A 20,650-nucleotide genomic window follows, 5' to 3' on the forward strand; every position below is an offset into this window, starting at 1 on the left:
GCACGTCGCCGTCGTAGTTCTTGCACGCCCAGACAAAACCGCCGGACCACTTGAGCGCCGAGGCGACCATGTCGTCGATCAGACGGTGTTCGTAGACGATCCCGGCTTCCTTGAACTTGTCCGCGTATTCTGCGGCGAAGACCGCGGCGAAGATATCCTTGAAGCGGCCGTCATAGGCCTTGAGGATCGTGTTCTTGGTCGAGAGGTAGACCGGGTACTTCCGCTGCAGGCCGTAGTTCAGGCAGGCGTGGGCGAACTCGCGGATCGAGTCGTCCAGGTTGTACATGCCCATGGCGATCCCGGCGCCGGGGAACTCGAACACTTCATGCTCGACGGTGTCGCCGTTCTCGCCTTCCCACTTGATGGTCAGGCGGCCCTTGCCGGGCACCAGGAAGTCTGTGGCCTTGTACTGGTCGGCGAAGGCGTGGCGGCCGACGATGATCGGCTGGGTCCAGCCCGGGATCAGGCGCGGCACGTTCTTGCAAATGATCGGTTCGCGGAAGACCACGCCACCGAGGATGTTGCGGATGGTGCCGTTCGGCGACTTCCACATCTTCTTTAGGCCGAATTCCTCGACCCGGGCCTCGTCGGGGGTGATGGTCGCGCACTTCACGCCCACGCCATGGCGCTGAATCGCCTCGGCCGCGTCGGTGGTGACCTTGTCGTCGGTGGCGTCGCGGTGCTCGATCCCCAGGTCGTAATAATCCAGATCGATATCCAGATGCGGGAAGATCAGCTTGTCCTTGATCCACTTCCAGATGATGCGGGTCATCTCGTCCCCATCGATATCGACGACGGGGTTGGCGACTTTGATCTTGGCCATAAGGGCAGAGCGCTCCGGGGGCGTAACGAAGGAGGTTTGTTGGCCGTATACTAGGAGCCGGCCGTGACGCAAAGGGGAGGCGGGTGTCTTATCGAACCCCGCGAACGATCGCGCGGGCGACGTCAGCGTGGATTTTCTCTCGCCCGGGGGCGTCAAGCGTAGCTGCCTTAAGGAATACGGCGACGGCGTAGCGCCGGCCGTCGGGCAGGGTGACGATGCCGATATCGTTGGTCGCCGGGTTGACGCCCAGATCTGTGCGCGCGGCGCCGGTCTTATGGGCGAAGACCGAGCCTGGCGGGAAGCCGGCCTTCAAACGGTCGGCGCCGGTCGTCGTCTCGGTCATGATCTTCATCAAGAGCGCGCGGGATGTTGGCGACAGAAGCTCTTCCTCCTGCAGCGCATGGAAGAAGGTGAGCATTCCACGCGGGCTGGCGGTGTCGCGGTCGTCGGCGAGGTAGGCGTTCATCGCCGCCAGGCGGGTGGCCGGCGGCAGGCGGTCCCTGGCGGCCCTGAAGGCCTCGTCGCCCTTCCAGGCGATTCGGAAGGATCCCAGTCCGACGCTGTCGGGCTGCAATTCGCGTTCGTAGCGGTCGATCCGGATTTCGCTCACATGGTTGTCGTTGAGCCAGGCGGTCACCGCGCCCGGCCCGCCGATCAGCTTCATCAGGACGTCGGCGGCGGTGTTGTCGGATCCGCCCACGGCGGCGACCAGCAGTTCGCGCACCGTATAGTCACGCCTCTGGGGCCAAGCGTCGGCGATGGGGCTGTGGGCGGGCGAGATGTCCTCTTCGTCGATGGTGATGACCTGGTCCAGGTCGACCCGTCCGGCGTCCACCTCGTTCAGGACCGCCGCGCCCAGCGGCGCCTTGAAAACGCTTTGCATCGGAAAGCGCAGGTCGCCGTTGAACAGCCAGGTCTCGCCGCTTTCCAGGTTCGTGAGGCTGACGCCCAGGACGCCGGGGCGCGCCCGGTCGGCGATGGCCCCGACCTCCCGGTCCAGCAGAGCCATGTCCAGGCGCGGCGTGTCCGAGGCCGTTTGCCGCATGGGTCTGTCGCAACCGGCCAACAGCAGCAGGGCGGCGGCCAGGAGAGTGGGAAAGCGCATGACGGATGTTCCTGGCTCTTGCATTGGCGGGCCTGCGGACTTCAAAACGCGGCATGGAAACCGCCGCTCCGCCCTGCATTATCCTGAACGTGCCGCAATTGGCCCAGAACATCGGCGCCGTCGCGCGGGTGATGGCCAATTTCGGCCTGTCTGATCTGCGCATGGTCAGCCCGCGCGACGGCTGGCCGCAAGAGCATGCCTGGGCGGCCGCGTCGGGCGCCGAGTGGCCTCTGGACAACGCCCGGATCTATGAGCGGGTCGAGGACGCCATCGCCGACCTGCATCTGGTCTATGCGACCACCGCGCGGCCGCGCGAGCTGCAACTGCCGATCCTGACCCCGCGCGAAGCGGCCGCCAACCTGTCGCACGAGGTCGCCGAGGGGCGATCCGTCGGCCTGTTGTTCGGCGGCGAGCGCGCGGGGCTGGAGACCGCCGACATCGCGCTCTGCCAGGCGGTGGTCACCCTGCCGATCGATCCGCGCTTCCGGTCGCTGAACCTGGCCCAGGCCGTGGCGATCAACGCCTATGAGTGGCGGATGACGGTGGAGGCCGGCGCGCCGCCGATCTTCCGTGAAGGGCCGCCGCCCGCCGACGCAGCCGCGATGCTTGGCCTCTATGAACACTTCGAGCGCGAGCTCGATGCGGCAGGCTTCTTCCATCCACCGGAGAAGAAGCCGTCGATGATGCAGAACCTGCGCTCGGCGCTCGGCCGCGCCCGGTTCTCCGACCAGGAGGTCCGAACCTTCCGCGGCGTGGTGACCGCGCTATCTAAGGGGCGGGGCCGGGTGCTCGACCGATTGGCCCAGCAGAAGACCGAGAAGGACTAGCCGTGACCCTCCGCGCCCAGCTCGACGCCCTGCCGATCCCGATCCTCCAGGCCCCGATGGTGGGCGCCTCGTCGTTCGAGATGGCGCTGGCGGTGTCGAAGGCGGGCGGTATGGGACATCTGGCGGGCGGCGCCATGGCGCCCGAGGCTATCGAGAGCGCGGTCGCGGCGATGCGGGCGCGGACCGACGCGCCGTTCGGCGTGAACCTGCTGATGGCGCCGCGCGCCCAGCCCGACGCCGCCGAGGTGGACCGTGCGCTGGCGCGCTTGGCTCCCTGGTACGCCGAGCTGGGCGAGCTCTTGCCGGCTCATCCCAATGAGTTCGCGCCGGACTTCGAAAGCCAACTGGCCGCCGTGGTGCGAGCCGCGCCACCGGTCGTCTCCTTCACCTTTGGCATACTGACCGCTGACCAGATCGATGCGCTGCACGACGCCGGTACTCAGGTTGTCGGAACGGCGACAAGCGTCGCCGAGGCGCGCGCCTGGGCCGAGGTTGGCGCGGACGGCATCTGCGCCCAGGGCTTTGAGGCCGGCGGTCACCGCGGCCATTTCCTGGCCGAGATCGAGGCCAGCCTGGTCGGGACCATGGCGCTGACCACTCTGATCGGCGCGGCGGTGGATCTGCCGGTCATCGCGGCCGGCGGGATCATGGATGGACGCGGCGTCGCCGCGGCCCTGGCTCTGGGGGCCTCGGCGGTCCAGATGGGCACGGCCTTCCTGCTCGCCGATCAGGCTAGCGTCAGCGCGCCGTGGCGACGGTCGATCCAGAGCGTCGGCGATGAGCCGACCCGTCTGACGCGCGCCTTCACCGGGCGCTTCGCGCGCGGCATCGACAACCGCTTCATGCGTGACCTGCGGGCGGTGGAGACCGAGGTTCCGGCCTATCCGGTGCAGAACCGGCTGACCCAGGCGCTGCGGGCGGCGGCCTCGAAAGCCGATAATCCCGACATGGTGTCGTTGTGGGCGGGGCAGGGCGTCGGCCTGGCCCGGCCTGGCGAGGCGGGAGACATGATCCAGGCCTGGTGGCGCGAAGCCCAGGAAGCCTCGGCAGCTCTGCAGGCCCGCGTCAGCCGCTGACCGGGCCGTGGCCTGCTGGCGAACCGCCGGCCGCCAAGCTAAGGTGCGGCCAAGGTAAAGCTTGAGGCCCTCTCAAATGAAGAAGCTCGTCCTGGCGATGGCTGCGTTCGCCGCCCTGACCACCCCCGCGCTAGGCCAGACCGTGGCGTGCCGCACCGAGGCTGGCCGCTCGATCTGCCACGATGTTTACGGGAATGTCGTCACCGCAACGCGCAACGCGCTGGGCGAGACCACCTGGACCGACCAGTACGGCGAGCAGGTCACGGTGCGTCGCGACGCCATGGGCGCCACCACCACCAAGTATGACGACGGCTCCAGCATCTCGACTCGCCGCGACGCGATGGGCGGGACGGTGGTGCGCGACGAGAAGGGCAATACGCTTCGCTGCCGGGTCGACGCCATGGGCAAGAGCCGCTGCCGCTGAGCGGCCTCGCAATTGACTCTGAAGGCTCCTGCCGTCATACACCGCCCCTTCGCGCCGCCGGGCTTGCCCTTCGGCCGCGATGTTTATGACGGGTGACTTGAAGGCCGCCGTTGAGATCGCGCTTCCACTAGCGGAGGCGCCGGCCCAGGTCGAAGTAGAAAGAAACGATCATGTCGAAGCGTCACTCGGCGAAGTATAAAATTGACCGCCGGATGGGCGAGAACATCTGGGGCCGCCCGAAGTCCCCGGTCAATCAACGCTCGTACGGCCCTGGCCAGCATGGCCAACGCCGCAAGCAAAAGGTTTCGGACTTCGGTCTCCAGCTCCGCGCCAAGCAGAAGCTGAAGGGCTACTACGGTAACCTGACCGAGAAGCAATTCGCCCGCACCTACACCGAAGCCGCGCGCCGCAAGGGCAACACGGCCGAGAACCTGATCGGTCTGCTGGAAAGCCGCCTGGACGCCGTCGTCTACCGCGCCAAGTTCGTGCCGACCGTGTTCGCCGCCCGTCAGTTCGTGAACCACGGCCACGTGCTGGTGAACGGTAAGCGCGTCAACATCGCTTCGTACCGCGTGAAGGCCGGCGACATCGTCTCCGTCCGTGAGCGTTCGAAGAACATGGCCCTGGTGCTGGAAGCCCTGCAATCGGGCGAACGCGACACCCCGGACTACGTCGAAGTCGACGCCAAGGCGATGACCGCGAAGTTCATCCGCGCCCCTGAATTCTCCGAGGTCCCGTACCCGGTGAAGATGGAGCCCAGCCTGGTTATCGAATTCTACGCGTCCTAATCGGCGCACTGAAACCAGAGCGATTTGCGAAGGCCCCGGAGCGATCCGGGGCCTTTTGCTTTGAGCGGTTGTGTGGCCGAGTACGGTGATGAATCGACGCCTGTTGCTCATAGCCAGCCTGGCCCTGCTGGCCGGTTGCGCCACCGCTCCACCGCCGGTCCTGACGACGGCGCAGGCTGCTCATCCTGAACTTGAGGCGGTCTATTCGGCCGTGGCTGGGCGCGAAGGCCTGACCCTGGAGGTCACCTCGGGCGGCTGCACGGAAAAGGCCGATTTCGTCTTCTATGTCGAACGAAGCGGTGAGACCGTGACGCTGTCCTTCGCTCGCAAACGGCTGGACCCTTGCCGGTCTTTGGTCGCGGCGAAGAAGGCGATCAGCTTCACCTGGGCGGAGCTGGGGCTTGAGCCGCACCGACCGGTCTTCCTTCTCAATCCCCTGACGGCGTGGGTGCGTTAGAGCCGCCCTGACGTCGCCCTAGGGTATCAACCCGATATGGGCCTTGTGTCGCTGCGATGCGAAGTTTCGCGCGGCGGTGGTCTGGATTGCGGTGCGTCGCGCGTCGCCAGCGAGAGTGCATCGGACGGCCGCAAGCCACCCCTCCGCCGCAGCAGTCAGCGACTGCTTCGCGTAGCAACCGCGGGCGCCTCCCTAGCCCGCCAAATTGGCGATAAACATGTCTCTCAAATTCATGCTTGTGACGGCTGGCTGCGCCAGCTTGCTGGTCCCGGCTTCCGCCTTGGCTCAAGACTACGACTGGACCGGCCTCTATGTCGGCGCCAACGCCGGCGCCTCCTGGGGCGACACCTCGCTCCAAAGCCGAGTCGAGCAGGGCGGCGGGATCGTAATCATCCCCCCGGCCGAGCGCGACCTGATCAACGCCGACCTTGCGAGTGACGACAACAAGACCGGCTTCACCGGCGGCGTGCAGGGCGGCTACAACTTCCAATCTGGCAGTTGGGTCTTCGGGCTTGAGACTGATATCGGCTGGATGGATATCGGCCAGAGCCGCTCCAAGACTTACCAATCACCGCTGACGATCAACCCGCCGATCGCCCTCACGGTTCGGCAGAAGGTCGGCACCGACTGGGTCTGGACGCTGCGGCCGCGCATCGGCTACGCCAGCGGACCCTATATGATCTACGGCACCGCCGGGCTGGCGTCCTCTAGGATCTCGGTGGAGGCGAGCTTCGCCGATAGCCGTATCCCGCCGAACTCGGGGAACTTCAGCGAGAGCGACACCAAGTTCGGGTGGGCGGCCGGGATCGGCGGCGCCTACGCGGTCAACGAGAACTGGTCGGTGCGCGGCGAGTGGCTCTACACCGACTTTGGCAAGGTCAGGAATACGTGGGTGACGCCCGCCGGCTACGCCGCCTTCACGACCGAGGCCGACACCCGCGCCAACCTCCTGCGGGTCGGCGTGGACTACAAGTTCTGATGCGTCTGGCCGGCTGGCGCGCGCGCCAGCCGGCCTAGATGCGTCCGGTCGGGTCGCCGAGCTCGAGGCGATGGGCTTGGGCGGCCAGTCGCTAGGGGCCGCTAGATGAACCGCGCGACGATGTCGGGGGTGACGCGCTTGGGACGGCCGGTGGCCTGCTCGATCATGCACCAGACGGTGCGGGCCTGGGCGCACATGGCGCCGTCCGGGCCGTCGATCCGCACGAAGCGGTCGAAGCGCGGTCCCTCGGGGGTCTCGGCGACCCATGTGCGGGCTGTGGCCGTCTCGCCCGGCATCAGGGCGCGGCGATAGTCGATCTCGTGGCGAAGGACGATCCACGCCCACCTCGACTGTTCTTCAGCCGGCTGGCGATCGTTCCAGTGTGAGGTGGCCATGTCCTGGATCCACCGCACATAGACCACATTGTTCACGTGGCCGTTCGCGTCGATGTCGTCTAGGGCGGGGGTGAAGGTCCGGCTGAAAACCTGGCGGCCGATTGGGGGCTCTAGGAGTTTGGTCATGTTCGCCCCTCAAAGCGGCCTGCGTCCCGCGCCCTTACTCATGGATCAGGCGGCGACTGTAATTTACGCGGGGGGACCGTCCCAACGCCAGGTCCGGACGCAAAACAGCCCGCTCGATGAAGCAGGCTGCTTGCCGAAATGACATCGTGGGTGGCCCAGGCCGCCAAAAGTGCGCCCCGGCGCTCGGCCGGGGGCGGGATCGGCCGACTCAGGCAGTTAGCAGGCCTTGTTCGACCAGGAGGGTCTTGAGTTCGCCCGACTGGAACATCTCGCGGATGATGTCGGAGCCGCCGACGAATTCGCCCTTCACGTAGAGCTGCGGGATGGTCGGCCAGTCGCTGTAGGTCTTGATGCCTTCGCGGATGGCGTCGTTCTGCAGAACGTCGACGCCCACGAAGTCCGCGCCCAGATGATCGAGGATCTGCACGACGACGGCGGAGAAGCCGCAGCGGGGTTCTTCCGGGACGCCCTTCATGAACAGCACGACCGGATTTTCGGTCACGGCGTTGGCGATGAAGTCGTGGACGGGGTTGGCGGTCGTGGTGTCGGTCATGACTGTGGCCTTTGCGGCGAAGAATTCAGCCCAGAGCTAGGGAGCCGGCGGCTCCGGGTCAAGCGCTGGCCGCGTCAGGCGCGGCGCTGGGCCGCGACTTGGCCGAACCTGGCCATCTCGATCTGGGCCGCGACGCTGGTCGGAAGGTCCTTGTCGCAGACCGCGGCCAGCCGTTCGACCGCGTCGGCGCGCCAGGCGGTGACCTGCACAGTGGCGAAGGCGGGCTCGGTCAAGGCGTAGGCCAGGCAGATGTCTTCGTTCGTCCAGCCGGCGGTGTCTTGCAGGAAGCCGTATCCGCCCATGCCGGCCAGCGGCTCGGCCCGGCGAACGCCGAGCAGGCCGCGGCGCGGAACCCGATCACCCTCAGTGCGAGCGCCGCCGGCGCTGGGAAGGGTGGTCGGGAAGGGATCGCAGGCCAGCAACGTCATGTTGGCGGCCGAGGCGTCGCGAATGCGGCGGCGCGCCTGCCAGTCGGACACCAGGCTGAACGGCGTGACCAGTACGTCGAACAGGTCGTTGCTGATGCAGTCGTCCACCACCGGGCCGTCCCCGACTACCCCGATCTGCAGGCAGACCCCGCTGTTCTTCAGATCGGCGAGATAGGTGCGCGCGTCTGGGGTCAGGGTCTCCACCGCCGCCTCGTCCATCATCAGGACGTCGAGATATCCAGCGCGGGTCCGCTGTAGGGCACCGCGCACGCTCTCGGCGATGTCGCGGGCGGTCATCTTGCCGGCCGCCGTGCCGCGCAGTCGCCAGCCCAGGAAGATCAGCCGGCGCTCGACGGCGCTGAGCGCCTCGCCGACGCCCATGGCCAGCACGTCGGAGCCGGCGGTCAGTTCGAAGCTGTTGACGCCGTTTTCCATGGCGCAGAAGGCCAGGGTTCGCCATGCGCCCGGCGAGTTCATGTTCGGCGCTTCATGCAACAACAGGCTGATGGCGGAGACCGCCTTGCCCGTTGCGCCGAAGGGTCGATAGCGCATGAGGCGCTCTTAGGCCGGAACCGATGTTTCGAGGGCAAGGGCGTGGAGTTCGCCGCCCACCTTGCCCTTGAGCGCGCTGTAAACCAGTTGGTGCTGCTTCACCCGCGAAAGGCCGGTGAAGGCTGGGGAGACGATCCGCGCCCGATAGTGATCGCCGTCGCCGGCCAGATCATCGATGGCGATCTGGGCGTCCGGAAACGCCTCGCGAAGGTTCGCCTCCAAGTCGGCGATGGTCATGGGCATGTGAAGAACTCCACTCGAAGAATCTTTCTGGATTATAAACCTTAACAACCGCTGGATTGAGGGCTGGTTCGACGCCGCGAGTTTTCGCGATCTCGTCGGCCGCGATCAGCGCGTCAGGTTGCATTGGCATGGTGACTTCCGAAACACCGCCTTCGCGGCGGCGGATAGAGGCTTGGTCTTCGCGGAACAACCAAATAGCAGCTGCTCCGCAGCGGCCCTCCCTAGCGCCGAGAACGCAATATGCCGTGAGACTTGGTCCGGCTGCGCGCTAAGCTTACGGCTCGGAGGGGAGCCGCCATGTCGATGTACCACGAGGGCCAGCGCGGTCTGCAGGACGAGTTCGCGAGTCGCGCCCTGGCCGATCGCCTCGAACAGACGCTGCGCCACGATCACTTCACCGACCGCGACGCGACCTTTATCGCCGCGCAGAGCTTCTTCTTCCTGGCGACGGCGGACGATCTGGGGCGACCCGATTGCTCGTTCAAGGGCGGTCCGGTCGGGTTCGCGCGGGTGACCGCGCCTGATACGCTGATCTTCCCCGACTACGACGGCAACGGCATGTTCAAGAGCCTGGGTAACATGGTGGTCAATCCGCAGGTCGGCTTGCTGTTCATGAGCATGGACGAGAAGCCCCAACGCTTGCGCGTCAACGGGACGGCGCAGATTCTGCGAGGCGACCCGGCCATGGCCCAGATCCCGGGCGCGCAATTGCTGATCAAGGTGACGCCGCGTGACATCTTCCCCAACTGCCCGCGCTACATTCCGACGATGAGCGCGGAGACGCCCTCGGTCTATGCGTCGGAGGCCGGCAAGCCGGCGCTTGAGCCGGACTGGAAGGCGTTTCCGATCTTCGCCGACGTGGTTCCCCCACGTCGGACCTGACCTCTGACGAGATCAGGTCCGGAGCAGGCGTCAGTCGACGATGGCCGAATAGATCAGGCTCTTGAGCTGGCCGCGGAAGTTGAAGGTTCCCGACGGCATGAGCTGGGTCATGAACACCATGGTCAGGTCCTCCTTCGGATCGACCAGGAAGATGGTCGAGGCCGCGCCGCCCCAGTAGTAGTCGCCGGCGCCGAGCGACCCGGTCGACACCTCGTCCATGGTCGAGGCGAAGCCGAGGCCAAAGCCGACACCTTCGTTGGAGGTCTCCGAGAAGGAACCGACCGCCATCTGGGTGAGATCCTTGCCCCCGGCCAGATGGTTCATGTGCATCATCGCAAGCGTGCGGGGACCGATGACGCGGTGGCCGTCCAGTTCGCCGCCGCGGCGCAGCATCTCGCAGAACTTCATGTAGTCGGCGGTAGTGCCGGTCAGGCCGCCGCCTCCGGACTTGAAGCCAGGGTCCTTGGTGAAGGCGCTGGTGGCCGGATCGTCGATCAGCTTCAGCTTCTTGTCCGGTCCGCGCTGATAGTTGGCGCAGAAGCGGTCGATCTTGTCGGGGGCGACGAAGAACGAGGTGTCGTTCATGCCGAGCGGCCCGAAAATCTCGTCCTGGAGATACTGGGCGAAGGGTTTGCCGGAGATGATCTCGACCAGGGCGCCGCAGATGTCGGTCGAGAGCGAGTACATCCAGCGCTCGCCCGGCTGGTAGACGAGAGGAACCTTGCCCAGCTTGTCGAGGAAGCCCTCCATGGTGTCGGCGCTGCCGGCGCTTCGAATCTTCAGTTCGCGATAGATATTATCGACCGGGTGCTGGACGCCGACGCCGGGCAGGCCGCCGCCGTAGGTGAAGCCGCCGGTGTGGCTGAGCACGTCGCGGAACGAGACCGGGCGCTTCGGGGCCTCGGTGACCATATCCTCGCCCTCGCCCGAGACCCACACGCGGTGGTTCTTCCATGACGGGACGTAGCGGCTGACTGGGTCGTTGAGTTGGAAATAGCCCTTTTCGTAGAGGGTCATCAGCGCGATCGAGGTGATCGGCTTGGTCATCGAATAGATGCGGAAGATGGCGTCGTCGGCCATCGGCTTGTTCCGCTCCAGGTCCATGGAGCCGAAGGACTTCTGATAGGCGAGGTGGCCATGGCGGGCGACGGCGACCTGGCAGCCCATGATCTTCTGCGAGGAGATGTAGTTGCGCTCGATGTGGTCGGTGATGCGCTCAAGACGGCCGGCGTCGAGCCCCGTCCACTGAGATTGGGCGTCCATGAAAAATATCCTCCGGGAAAATGGCGGTCTTTGTAATTGGCGGGCATCATGAGCCGCCAAGCCCCATCACGCCAAGAAATTCCTGAGGGGCCGAAGGAGGGCGGATGCAAGAAGCCGAACCGGTCCTGGAGCCTGAGCTCCTGATCTGCGATCCGCACCACCATCTGTGGGACCATCCGACCAGCCGGTACATGATCGAGGAGCTCAACGCGGACGCTGGATCGGGCCATCGCATCGAGAGCACGGTCTTCGTCGAGTGCAATTCCTTCTATCGCGCCGACGGGCCGCGGGCCTTGGCGCCGGTGGGCGAGACTGAGATGGTCAACGGCGTGGCGGCGATGTCGGCCAGTGGCCGGTACGGCGAGATGCGTGCCTGCGCCGGCATCGTGGGGTTCGCGGACCTCAGCCTCGGGAGCGCGGTCGATCCGGTTCTGGAAGCTCACATTCGGGCTGGCGGTGACCGCTTCCGGGGCGTGCGTCACGCCGGCGCCTGGGACGCCAGCGACGCGGTCCGCAACGCCCACACCAATCCGCCGAAAGGCCTCTATGGGTCGGCGACGTTCAGGGAGGGCTACGCCAGGCTGGCGGAACACGGCCTGTCGTTCGAGGCCTGGCAGTTCCACCCGCAGCTTCCCGAGGTCACCGACCTGGCCCGCGCCTTCCCCGAGACGGTGCTGGTGCTGGACCATGTCGGCGGCCCCCTGGGGATCGGTCCCTATGAGGGCCGGCGCGCGGAGGTCTTCGGGGGCTGGAGGGCCGACTTGGCCGAACTGGCCAAGAGCCCCAATGTGGTCGTGAAGCTGGGCGGGCTGGGCATGGCGATCTGCGGCTTCGGCTTCCACAAGCGCGAGACCCCTGCCAGTTCGCAGGAGCTGGCGCAGGCATGGCGTCCCTACATCGAGACCTGCATCGAACTGTTTGGCGCCGAGCGCTGCATGTTCGAGAGCAACTTCCCGGTGGACCAGGTGTCCTGCGATTACCGCACGCTCTGGAACGCGCTGAAGCGGGTCGTAGCCGGGGCGTCGGCTGACGAGAAGGCGCTGCTGTTTCGCGACGTCGCGCGCCGGACCTATCGCCTGATGTGAAATCACATAGAGATATAAAGATATCTTTATATCATACTTGACGTTTTCCCCTCCCGGGTGTTTTCTGCCTGGGTCGAGGTTCCGTCGCCCGTGAGGGCGGCGGCTAAGAGGGAATCCGGTTCGACGCCGGAGCTGCCCCCGCAACTGTACGCGGTGAGCGGCCTGTCCAATTCGTGTCACTGGCGCTGAACCGCGTCGGGAAGGCCAGGACAGGCGGCTATGACCCGCAAGCCAGGAGACCTGCCGCGACAGATAACGTCCTCGGGCGGGGTGTCCTGACGGTCGCTGCATGTCGCGGCTGCCTTGGCGTGCCCGCGCGCGCTGGCGTCCGCCTGGCTGCTCCCCCGGCTTACTGGGGTTTTGAGCCGATGACCTACCTTCCGCCGTCCTTCCATCGCGAGCGAATGCGCGCGGCCGGTCAGTCCGCCTGACGACCGGCCCGAAGCCAGACCGCCTTTCTATTTTCATAGCCATTCTGGATAGACCGGCCGCCTCGCGCAGCCGGTGGAGGACCATCCATGCCTGTCACCATCGCCACTCTAGGCTTTCCCCGTATCGGCCCGCGCCGCGAGCTGAAGTTCGCCCTGGAGCGCTATTGGTCCGGCAAGTCCAGCGCCGATACCCTGCAAGACGAGGCGCGCGCCCTGCGGGCCGGCGCTTGGTCTCGCCAGGGATCGCAGGGCGTCGACCACATCCCGTCCAACGACTTCTCGCTCTACGACCATGTGCTGGACATGAGCGCGGTGCTGGGCGCGGTTCCGCAAGCCTATCGCGCGGTCGGGACGCCGCTGGAAACCTACTTCGCCTTGGCGCGTGGGCGCGGCGCGGTGATCGAGGAGTGCGCTGGTCACAGCCACTCGCACGGCGGCGACCTTCCGGCTCAGGAGATGACCAAGTGGTTCGACACCAACTACCATTATGTCGTTCCGCGCCTGTCGCCCGGCCAGACGTTCGAGCTTTCCTCAACCAAGCCCATCGACGAGTTCCTGGAAGCCAAGGCGCTGGGCGTGACCACCCGGCCGGTGCTGCTCGGGCCGGTGAGCTATCTCAAGCTCGGCAAGGCGACACGGGATGGGTTCGATCCGCTTTCCCTGCTTCCCGGCGTGCTCCCGGTCTATGCCGAATTGCTACGCCGGCTGGCGGCGGCCGGCGCTGACGCCGTTCAGATCGATGAGCCCTGCCTAGTGCTGGACCTGACTGGCGCTGAACTGGCCGCCTTGCGTTCGGCCTACGGCGCCCTGGCCGACGCCGCGCCGGGCTTGAAACTGATGTTGGCCACCTATTTCGGCGGGCTGGGTGCGAACCTCTCGACGGCGGTCAGCCTGCCCGTCGATGGGCTGCACCTCGATCTCGTGCGTGCGCCGGGCCAGTTGGCCGACGCTCTGGCCCAGGCGCCGGCCGATCTGGTCCTGTCGCTGGGCGTGATCGATGGCCGCAACATCTGGCGCGCGGACCTCACCAGCCTGTTGCAACGGCTGGAGCCGGTGGCGGCCGAACGGAACGAGTTGATCCTCGCCCCGTCCTGCTCGCTGCTGCACACCCCGCTCGATCTTGCTCAGGAGACGACGCTCGATCCCGACGTCCGGGGTTGGCTGGCTTTCGCGATCCAGAAGGTCGAGGAACTGGACGTGCTACGGCGGGCTCTCAACGAAGGGCGCAGCGCCGTCCGGGGCGAACTCGAGGCGTCCGACGCGGCCGCGGCCTCTCGTCGGACCTCGCCGAAGATCCACGACCCGGAGGTCCAGGCCCGCGTCCAGGCCGTGACCCCGCCGATGACGCGGCGCGAGGGCGCCTTCGCCGCGCGTCGGGCGACCCAGATCGCGCGGCTAAATCTGCCGGCCTATCCGACCACGACGATCGGCTCGTTCCCCCAGACCGTGGATGTTCGCAAGGCGCGGGCGGCGCACGGCAAGCAGGCCTTGAGCGACCTGGACTACGAGGCCTTTCTGCGCGCGCAGACTCTCGACGCCGTGCGCTGGCAGGAGGAGATCGGCCTCGACGTGCTGGTTCACGGCGAGTTCGAACGCAACGATATGGTCCAGTATTTCGGTGAGCGGTTGTCGGGCTTCGCCTTCACCCAGAACGCTTGGGTGCAGTCTTACGGCTCGCGCTGCGTGCGGCCGCCGATCATCTTCGGCGACGTCTCGCGGCCAGCGCCCATGACGGTGGAGTGGTGGGCCTACGCCCAGTCGCTGACCGAGCTGCCTATGAAGGGCATGCTGACCGGTCCTGTGACGATCCTGCAGTGGTCGTTCGTCCGCGACGACATCGCGCGCAGCGAGACCTGCCGCCAGATCGCGCTCGCCCTGCGCGGCGAGGTGCTGGACCTGGAGACTGCGGGCGCCAAGATCATCCAGGTGGACGAAGCGGCCCTGCGCGAAGGGCTGCCCCTGCGCCCCGGGGACTGGCCGGTCTATCTCGCCTGGGCGATCGAGTGCTTCCAGCTGACGGTCGGCGGGGTCCGGGACGAGACCCAGATCCACACCCATATGTGCTACTCGGACTTCAACGACATCATCGGGGCCATTGGGGCGATGGACGCCGATGTGATCTCCATCGAGACCGCGCGCTCGCAGATGGAACTGCTGGAGGCCTTCGCCGGCGGCGGCTATCCGAACGAAATCGGGCCAGGCGTCTACGATATCCACGCCCCGCGTACGCCGAGCGTCGAGGAGATGGTCGATCTGCTGCGTAAGGCGGCCGAACGGCTCGCGCCGGATCAGCTCTGGGTCAACCCGGACTGCGGCCTGAAGACCCGCAAGTGGGAGGAGGTGCGCCCGGCGCTGGTCAATATGGTGGAGGCGGCCCGCCGCCTGCGCGTGGAGGCCCATTGAGTGATGGCGCGGCCAGGTGATCCTGGCCGCGTTTCTCAGCACCGATGGACACGGTCGAGCCTGGACCGCAAGGTCGCCTGATAGATGATGGACGACGGAGTGGTGAGATGCAGGCCCTGATGGCGCAGGCCGAGGTGTTGGGACAGCGGTTGAAGGATCGCAATGAGACCGTGGCGGTCGCCGAGAGTTCGTCCGGCGGGCTGATCTCGGCGGCGTTGCTCGGGGTGCCGGGAGCCTCGGCCTATTATCGCGGCGGCGGGGTGATCTACACGCCCAAGGCGCGGGTGCTGTTGATGGACATTCCGAAGGACGCGCTGAACGGGATGCGTTCGGCCAGCGAGCCCTATGCCCTGCTGCTGGCCCGCACGGCGCGCGAGCGGTTCGGCACGACCTGGGGGCTGTCGGAGACCGGCGCGGCTGGACCGACGGGCAATGGCTATGGCGACGCGGCCGGCCATACCTGCGTGGCGATCGCCGGGCCGGTGGACTTCGCCATGACCATCGAGACCGGGCAAACCGACCGTTTGGAAAACATGCGCGCCTTCGCCGCCGCGGCGATGCAACTGCTGATCAAGGCGACGGACTAGCGGTTCGGGTTGCTGGCGAGCGCCTCATACGAGGTGCTGCGCGCGCGCTTGATGGCTTGGTCGAGCTTGTCCATGTCGGCGCCCTGGATCACCTGGCCGGCGACCACGAAGGTTGGCGTCCCGGTGATGTTGATCTCCTGGGCCAGGGAGCGCGTGTCGAGGATGTGCTGCGCGATGGCCGGATCGCGCGCCGCGGCGCGCACGTCCTGCGGATTAAGACCGACGCTGCTGATGACGGTGTCCAGCCGGGCCTCGGTCAGCTTCCTCTGGCTCATCAGGGCGCGATAGAGTCCTAGACCCTTGCCCTGAGCCTGGGGCGTTAACGCCACCTTGGCGGCGGAATCCGAAACGCTTCCAAAGACTGGGTGCTCCTTGAAGACGACGCGGACGTCGGGGGTGTTGGCGATCAGCTTCAACACCTCCGGCGCGACAGCCTGGCAGTAGGTGCAGCGGTAGTCGTAGAACTGCACGACCGTGATGCTGCCGTTCGGGTTCGCGACAAAGTCTCGCGGGTCCCGCTCCAGGCGCTGCTGGGCGTTCTTTAGTGCGCCGACCGCCGCCGCCGCCTGCTTTTGCTTGAGCTTGATGGCGGCCTCTTGAATGACCTCGGGATGGGCCAGGAGGTATTCGCGCATCTCCTTGTCGAACGCCTTATCGCTCTGACGGCTGCATCCTGCGATGAGGAGCGCGCAGCCTAGGCCGACGACTATTCGGGTGAGCATGGTCTGTGACGTTCTGAAGGACATATCGCTTGGAAAAGATCATCGATGGGGTTGGCGGCAAAGCGAAAAGTGAGGGATGCAATGCGCATGTGGTGGCGTGGATGTTTGTTTAGACTAACGGAACTCAAAAAATTAAGGTTGAAATTGATTGTAGTCTCTATTTGGGACTGTAGTGCGGTCTAACTTGGCGGATTGTTTCTTTATTGCATTGTAATTTGTTGGCGATTTCGATGAATTTTAACTGTATCCGTCAACCAATAAACTTAAGAACGCTTACACGCGAAAGCCGGACGATGCCCCTGTCAAATCATCTGGCGGGCGGGCGAGTTGCACCTTCGTTTTCCATATACGGGCCTGCTGGCCGGGGTGGCGCTGATGCTCTCCGCGCCCGCTGCGGTCGCCGGACCGATGGAGGACGCGATTCTCGCGGAGATCAACTTCGCGCGGGCCTACCCGCAGGAGTATGCGCGCCGGCTGATGTTGCAGCCGATCACCGCCTGGGGGCGGGCGCTGCAGGCGGGCGGACAGCCGGACGACCCCGCAGCCTTGGCTGAAGCCGTTGAGGCGCTGCTGCGCCAAACACCGCTGCCGCCTCTAGAGCCTGACGACATTCTGGCCGCCGCGGCGCTTGAGCACGTGGAGACCCAGGGGGCGGCGGGCCATGTTGGTCACAATAGCCCTGATGGTGAGCGCTTCTATGAGAGGGTCCGGCGTCATGGGGCCGAGCCCAGCGCCATCTTGGCCGAGAACATCGCCTATGGCCCGCCAACCGCGGCCGATACGGTGCGCGAGCTTATCATCGACAGCGGTGTGCCTAGCCGTGGTCACCGCCGCAATATCTTCCATCACGGCTTCGATGTCGTTGGCGTCAGCTGCGGGCCGCACAGAGACTACACGACCATGTGCGTGATGGACTTCGGCGGCTCGACGACGGGCAGGTACCCGTCCCAAAAACGCCACGAGCGCGCGGGACTGGCCGCGGAGTAGTTCCTGGGCGCTCGCCCGGGTCATTTTGCTACACAGCTTAGGGAGCAGGAGAATCGCGGGGGTGGCTTATCCCGCAGGTGTCCACCAGCGGTGGGCATTTCGATACATTCTAGCCGGGGAATTCGCCTCGGCGGCGAATATTTCACCCACCAATACAATTGTTTACAGATTGTGTCAGGCCGGCCGGTTCTCCTGGCGCCGATGTTGCTCTAAATGACATCCTAACTCGGGCGGCGTCCGTATAAATCTCGTCTTCCTGGCGGCTACTCCACCACTCTTTGGTGTGTCCGCTGAGAATGAACGTATTTGTATATGAATTCCTCCCGTCACTTTCGTCGTGCTTGGAATAGAGCAATGGCTTTCTCGAAATATGTTGTGCTTGGCGCGCTGTTGGGAATGACAGCTGTCGGACCTGCGGCGGCTGAAGACTGTTTCCCGAAGGTTCGGTCTTTTGACGCCCGCCCGCCCGTGCCTGCGAAGGCTCGCCCCACGGCGAAGAAGCCTGCCGCTCCGCGCGCCACGACGCCGGTGCGTAAGGTCGGCAAGCCTGTGGTTCGCAAGGCCCGCCCAGTCGTGGCGGCTGCAAAGCCTGCCTTGCCCTCCAAGCAGCTGATCGATTCGTCCTATGCGATGCGGACGGGGGCCCTGCCTCCCGCGCCGTCGATCGAGTGCGACCGCACCCCGTCCATTCAGGCCGCGCTGCCGCCGGAGGCCAAGCCGGCCGCTCAGCGACTGCTGGATGAAATCGCCGGCCCGATGCCTGAAGAGGCCATCGCACCGCCGACCGAACTCGCATCCAACGCGGCGCCGCCGATGATCGGCTTCCCATTCGGTGGCGGCGGTGGCGGCGGTGGTCCCCGCGGTGGCGGTGGCGGTGGCGGTGGCGGTGGTGGCGGCGGTGGCGGTGTTCCCGGGGAGCCGGGAGGTCCCGGTGAACCCCCGGTCACGCCTCCGGTGGTCGTTCCGCCAGTTGTCGTTCCGCCAGTTATCGTGCCGCCCGTCGTCGGGCCTCCCACGACTCCGCCGATTACGCCTCCAGATCCGAACCCGCCGACGACGTTCCCGCCAGTGAGCGCGGTGCCTGAGCCCGCGACCTGGGCGATGCTGATCATTGGTTTCTTCGGCCTGGGCTCGGCGATCCGCTCCAAGCGCGCGCGCCTGTCCGTGTCGCAAGCCCTCTAGGCGCAGGTCTAGCTGCGAGGTCTAAGCCTCCGTCAGGGCGACGGAGGCAGGGCCTCGCTGGCCACCTCGACGTCGCTGGCCTTGGCGCCGCTCATCTCTGGCACATAGAGGCCCGTCGCGAACTTGGCGGCGAGTCCTTCGACGCGAAACCGCGCGCCAAATTGCGCGCAGGGGTCCGGCGTCCCGATCTTCCGAGATTTGGCGCCGGGCGCGGTCATCGCGGCCGCGGCCGCATCTGCGAAGGGCTCGGCGAACTGAAGAGCGTCGCCAATCCGGCTGAGCGAGGGATTGTCGGTCCCGACCGGCGTCGCCGCGCGGTTCCACGCGATGGCCGCGATCTGCTTCTTTCCGTCCATTAGCTCGGCCTCGGCCGCAAGCGAGCCGAGCGTGCCGGGCGCGCGCAGGCCCAAGGGGCCCGGGATGAAGAAGCTGGCCGCGGCGGAGGCCGCTGAACTTACTCGCCCCGTCGGCTCGACCGCCGTCACGGCGGCGCGGACACGATGGGCGCCATCGGTCTGTTCGACGATCTCATAGCGTTCGGAAAGCTCGAAGCAGAGCTGAGCGTCGATCTCCCGCAGCAAGAGCCTACGCTCGGACGCGCCCATCCAGGGTGCGTTGGCGGCGAGCACCGCCGGCTCAAGGGTGACCTTGCGAACGGCGGTTAGACCCGCTTCATCTCGGCTTTCGGTGACCTTCGCGCGCACCGTGTCGGTGCGTGGGATCATGCCGTCATAGGTCGAGAGGAAACCCGACTTTGTCGCTGGGCTAGCGCAGGCGGCGAGCAGGAGAGGGAGGGCGATGACGGCTGGCTTCATACTCAGGGGTACGCGCCAGCCGCCGCTTCGGATGCGTATCAGCCGCCCATATAGGCCGGCATCCAACCTTCGTGGGCCGAGCGGAGCTTGGCGAGCGGCAGGGTGAACAATCCCTCGACGGCGATGTCCTCGCCGCCGGCCTGGCCAATCACAGTAGCCGTCACGCCGGCCGCCTTGGCGGCTTCCAGCACGACCGCCGCGTCCTTCACGGCGATCAGGTAGCGGGCCTGGTCCTCGCCGAACAAGGCGGCGTGCGCGGCGACGCCTTCAAGCGCCGTCAGGCGCAGGCCAACCTGGGAGGCCAGGGCCATCTCAGCCGCGGCGGCGATCAGGCCACCGTCCGAAAGGTCGTGGACCACGGTGATGTGGCTGCCAAGGATCAGGTTGCGGACCAGGTCGCCGACCTTGCGTTCCTGCGCCAGATCGACCGGCGGCGGGGCGCCGTCTTCGCGACCGACGATTTCACGCAGGTACATGCTGGCGCCCAGCTCGCCTGTGGTGTCGCCCACCAGCACCAGGGTGTCGCCGGCCTTCATGCCGGCGAAGTCGGCGCGGAACGCATAGTCGGGGATCAGGCCCACGGCGCCCACCGTCGGGGTCGGCGGAATGGCCTGACCATTGGTTTCGTTATAGAGCGAGACGTTGCCGCTCACGACCGGGAAGTCCAGCGCGCGGCAGGCCTCGGCCATACCTTCGATGGCGCGGACGATCTGGCCCATGATCTCGGGACGCTCGGGATTGCCGAAGTTCAGGTTGTCGGTAATGGCGATCGGATCGGCGCCGACGGCGGTCAGGTTGCGCCAGGCTTCGGCGACCGCCTGCTTGCCGCCCTCATAGGCGTCGTTCAGCACATAACGCGGGGTGCAGTCGGAGGTGACGGCCAAGGCCTTGCGGCCGCCGTGGACGCGAACGATCCCGGCGTCGGCGCCGGTGGCGCTGTCTTCCAGGGTGTCGGCCATGACGTGGCGGTCGTATTGCTCCCAGAGCCAGCGCTTGGAGGCCATGTCCGGCGCGCTCATCAGCTTCAGCACCGCGTCGGCGTAGTCGGCGGGCGCCGGCACGTCGGCGGCGGTCAGGCGGGGCTGGGCCGGGGTCGCGACCCACGGGCGATCATAGAGCGGGGCGTCGTCGAACAGCGGGGCCAGCGGCACGTCGCAGACGATCTCGCCCTTGTGCTTCAGCACCATGTGGCCGGTGTCGGTGGTGATCCCGATGGTGGCGGCGTCCAGGCCCCACTTCTCGAAGATGCGCTGGCCATCGGCCTCGCGGCCTGGCTTCAGGATCGCCAGCATGCGCTCCTGGCTTTCCGACAGCATCATCTCGTAGGCGCTCATGCCGTCTTCGCGCTGGGGCACCATGTCGAGGTCGAGCTCGATGCCGACCCCGCCCTTGCCGGCCATCTCGACCGACGAGGAGGTGAGGCCCGCCGCGCCCATGTCCTGAATGGCGGCCACCGCGCCCGAGGCCATCAGCTCGAGGGTCGCTTCGATCAGCAGCTTTTCAGCGAAGGGGTCGCC

At 66.3% G+C, this 20,650-nt stretch carries 22 protein-coding genes and 1 riboswitch; of the genes, 12 read left to right on the forward strand and 10 right to left on the reverse strand.

Annotated elements, in window-relative coordinates; translation table 11 throughout:
- Positions 1–823, reverse strand: an 823-nt coding sequence (locus Q7T84_RS15670; RefSeq protein WP_304810653.1) for an NADP-dependent isocitrate dehydrogenase, incomplete at its 3' end; no start/stop codon positions are given.
- Between the two features lie 88 nt (positions 824–911).
- Positions 912–1,928, reverse strand: coding sequence for a class A beta-lactamase (bla, locus tag Q7T84_RS15675; RefSeq protein WP_304810655.1), 1,017 nt, complete (start codon positions 1,926–1,928; stop codon positions 912–914).
- Between the two features lie 53 nt (positions 1,929–1,981).
- Here bla and Q7T84_RS15680 point away from each other — a divergent pair, with 53 nt between their 5' ends.
- From Q7T84_RS15680 to Q7T84_RS15705, 6 genes are all read left to right on the forward strand, one after another.
- Positions 1,982–2,755 carry an RNA methyltransferase gene (locus Q7T84_RS15680; RefSeq protein ID WP_304810702.1) on the forward strand — a complete coding sequence of 258 codons (774 nt, stop codon included), beginning with the start codon at positions 1,982–1,984 and terminating at the stop codon, positions 2,753–2,755.
- 2 nt (positions 2,756–2,757) lie between these two features.
- On the forward strand, positions 2,758–3,831 hold the full coding sequence (locus tag Q7T84_RS15685; protein ID WP_304810657.1) for a nitronate monooxygenase family protein: 1,074 nt from the start codon (positions 2,758–2,760) through the stop codon (positions 3,829–3,831).
- Positions 3,832–3,907: 76 nt separating this feature from the next.
- Positions 3,908–4,255, forward strand: coding sequence for a hypothetical protein (locus Q7T84_RS15690; protein WP_304810660.1), 348 nt, complete (start codon positions 3,908–3,910; stop codon positions 4,253–4,255).
- Between the two features lie 170 nt (positions 4,256–4,425).
- The gene (gene rpsD / locus Q7T84_RS15695) at positions 4,426–5,043 is read left to right on the forward strand and encodes a 30S ribosomal protein S4 (RefSeq protein ID WP_304810663.1); all 618 of its coding nucleotides are present in this window, start codon (positions 4,426–4,428) and stop codon (positions 5,041–5,043) included.
- An 88-nt stretch (positions 5,044–5,131) separates the two neighbouring features.
- Entirely contained in the window at positions 5,132–5,500 is a 369-nt protein-coding gene (locus Q7T84_RS15700) for a hypothetical protein (protein ID WP_304810665.1), read from the forward strand.
- Between the two features lie 217 nt (positions 5,501–5,717).
- Positions 5,718–6,479, forward strand: coding sequence for an outer membrane protein (locus Q7T84_RS15705; RefSeq protein ID WP_304810667.1), 762 nt, complete (start codon positions 5,718–5,720; stop codon positions 6,477–6,479).
- Between the two features lie 101 nt (positions 6,480–6,580).
- Here Q7T84_RS15705 and Q7T84_RS15710 read toward each other — a convergent pair whose 3' ends face one another.
- The 4 genes from Q7T84_RS15710 to Q7T84_RS15725 all read right to left on the reverse strand — a co-directional run bounded on the left by Q7T84_RS15710 (position 6,581) and on the right by Q7T84_RS15725 (position 8,776).
- Entirely contained in the window at positions 6,581–7,000 is a 420-nt protein-coding gene (locus tag Q7T84_RS15710; protein WP_304810669.1) for a thioesterase family protein, read from the reverse strand.
- Between the two features lie 208 nt (positions 7,001–7,208).
- Complete coding sequence (grxD, locus tag Q7T84_RS15715) at positions 7,209–7,553, reverse strand: Grx4 family monothiol glutaredoxin (protein ID WP_304810671.1); 345 nt, start codon at positions 7,551–7,553, stop codon at positions 7,209–7,211.
- A 74-nt stretch (positions 7,554–7,627) separates the two neighbouring features.
- Positions 7,628–8,533, reverse strand: a complete 906-nt coding sequence (locus Q7T84_RS15720) for a hypothetical protein (RefSeq protein WP_304810673.1) — start codon at positions 8,531–8,533, stop codon at positions 7,628–7,630.
- A gap of 9 nt (positions 8,534–8,542) precedes the next feature.
- Complete coding sequence (locus Q7T84_RS15725; RefSeq protein ID WP_304810676.1) at positions 8,543–8,776, reverse strand: BolA family protein; 234 nt, start codon at positions 8,774–8,776, stop codon at positions 8,543–8,545.
- A 297-nt stretch (positions 8,777–9,073) separates the two neighbouring features.
- Here Q7T84_RS15725 and Q7T84_RS15730 point away from each other — a divergent pair, with 297 nt between their 5' ends.
- A complete protein-coding gene (locus Q7T84_RS15730) occupies positions 9,074–9,658 on the forward strand; it encodes a pyridoxamine 5'-phosphate oxidase family protein (protein WP_304810679.1) in 585 nt (194 codons plus the stop codon).
- A gap of 30 nt (positions 9,659–9,688) precedes the next feature.
- On the opposite strand, the gene Q7T84_RS15735 is transcribed toward Q7T84_RS15730, so the two are convergent.
- Positions 9,689–10,921, reverse strand: coding sequence for a serine hydrolase (locus Q7T84_RS15735; RefSeq protein WP_304810680.1), 1,233 nt, complete (start codon positions 10,919–10,921; stop codon positions 9,689–9,691).
- Between the two features lie 104 nt (positions 10,922–11,025).
- Between Q7T84_RS15735 and Q7T84_RS15740 the strand changes: the two genes are divergently transcribed.
- From Q7T84_RS15740 to Q7T84_RS15750, 3 genes are all read left to right on the forward strand, one after another.
- A complete protein-coding gene (locus tag Q7T84_RS15740; protein ID WP_304810682.1) occupies positions 11,026–12,006 on the forward strand; it encodes an amidohydrolase in 981 nt (326 codons plus the stop codon).
- 59 nt (positions 12,007–12,065) lie between these two features.
- Positions 12,066–12,269: riboswitch (cobalamin riboswitch) on the forward strand.
- A gap of 255 nt (positions 12,270–12,524) precedes the next feature.
- On the forward strand, positions 12,525–14,840 hold the full coding sequence (metE, locus tag Q7T84_RS15745) for a 5-methyltetrahydropteroyltriglutamate--homocysteine S-methyltransferase (RefSeq protein ID WP_304810684.1): 2,316 nt from the start codon (positions 12,525–12,527) through the stop codon (positions 14,838–14,840).
- Between the two features lie 107 nt (positions 14,841–14,947).
- On the forward strand, positions 14,948–15,427 hold the full coding sequence (locus Q7T84_RS15750) for a CinA family protein (RefSeq protein ID WP_304810686.1): 480 nt from the start codon (positions 14,948–14,950) through the stop codon (positions 15,425–15,427).
- Here the strand turns inward: Q7T84_RS15750 and Q7T84_RS15755 are convergent.
- On the reverse strand, positions 15,424–16,173 hold the full coding sequence (locus tag Q7T84_RS15755) for a DsbA family protein (RefSeq protein ID WP_370653674.1): 750 nt from the start codon (positions 16,171–16,173) through the stop codon (positions 15,424–15,426). The two genes, Q7T84_RS15750 and Q7T84_RS15755, sit on opposite strands and share 4 nt — an antisense overlap.
- Before the next feature lie 303 nt (positions 16,174–16,476).
- On the opposite strand from Q7T84_RS15755, the gene Q7T84_RS15760 reads away from it, so the two are divergent.
- Together Q7T84_RS15760 and Q7T84_RS15765 are read left to right on the forward strand one after the other, a co-directional pair.
- Positions 16,477–17,136, forward strand: a complete 660-nt coding sequence (locus Q7T84_RS15760) for a CAP domain-containing protein (RefSeq protein WP_304810690.1) — start codon at positions 16,477–16,479, stop codon at positions 17,134–17,136.
- Positions 17,137–17,604: 468 nt separating this feature from the next.
- Positions 17,605–18,318, forward strand: coding sequence for a PEPxxWA-CTERM sorting domain-containing protein (locus tag Q7T84_RS15765; RefSeq protein WP_304810696.1), 714 nt, complete (start codon positions 17,605–17,607; stop codon positions 18,316–18,318).
- 32 nt (positions 18,319–18,350) lie between these two features.
- Here the strand turns inward: Q7T84_RS15765 and Q7T84_RS15770 are convergent, their stop codons facing one another.
- The gene (locus Q7T84_RS15770; RefSeq protein WP_304810698.1) at positions 18,351–19,133 is read right to left on the reverse strand and encodes a DUF3313 family protein; all 783 of its coding nucleotides are present in this window, start codon (positions 19,131–19,133) and stop codon (positions 18,351–18,353) included.
- A 38-nt stretch (positions 19,134–19,171) separates the two neighbouring features.
- Positions 19,172–20,650, reverse strand: a 1,479-nt coding sequence (locus Q7T84_RS15775; RefSeq protein ID WP_304810700.1) for an AIR synthase-related protein, incomplete at its 5' end; no start/stop codon positions are given.

The organism is Phenylobacterium sp. (genome assembly GCF_030654915.1).
GTDB lineage: Bacteria > Pseudomonadota > Alphaproteobacteria > Caulobacterales > Caulobacteraceae > Phenylobacterium.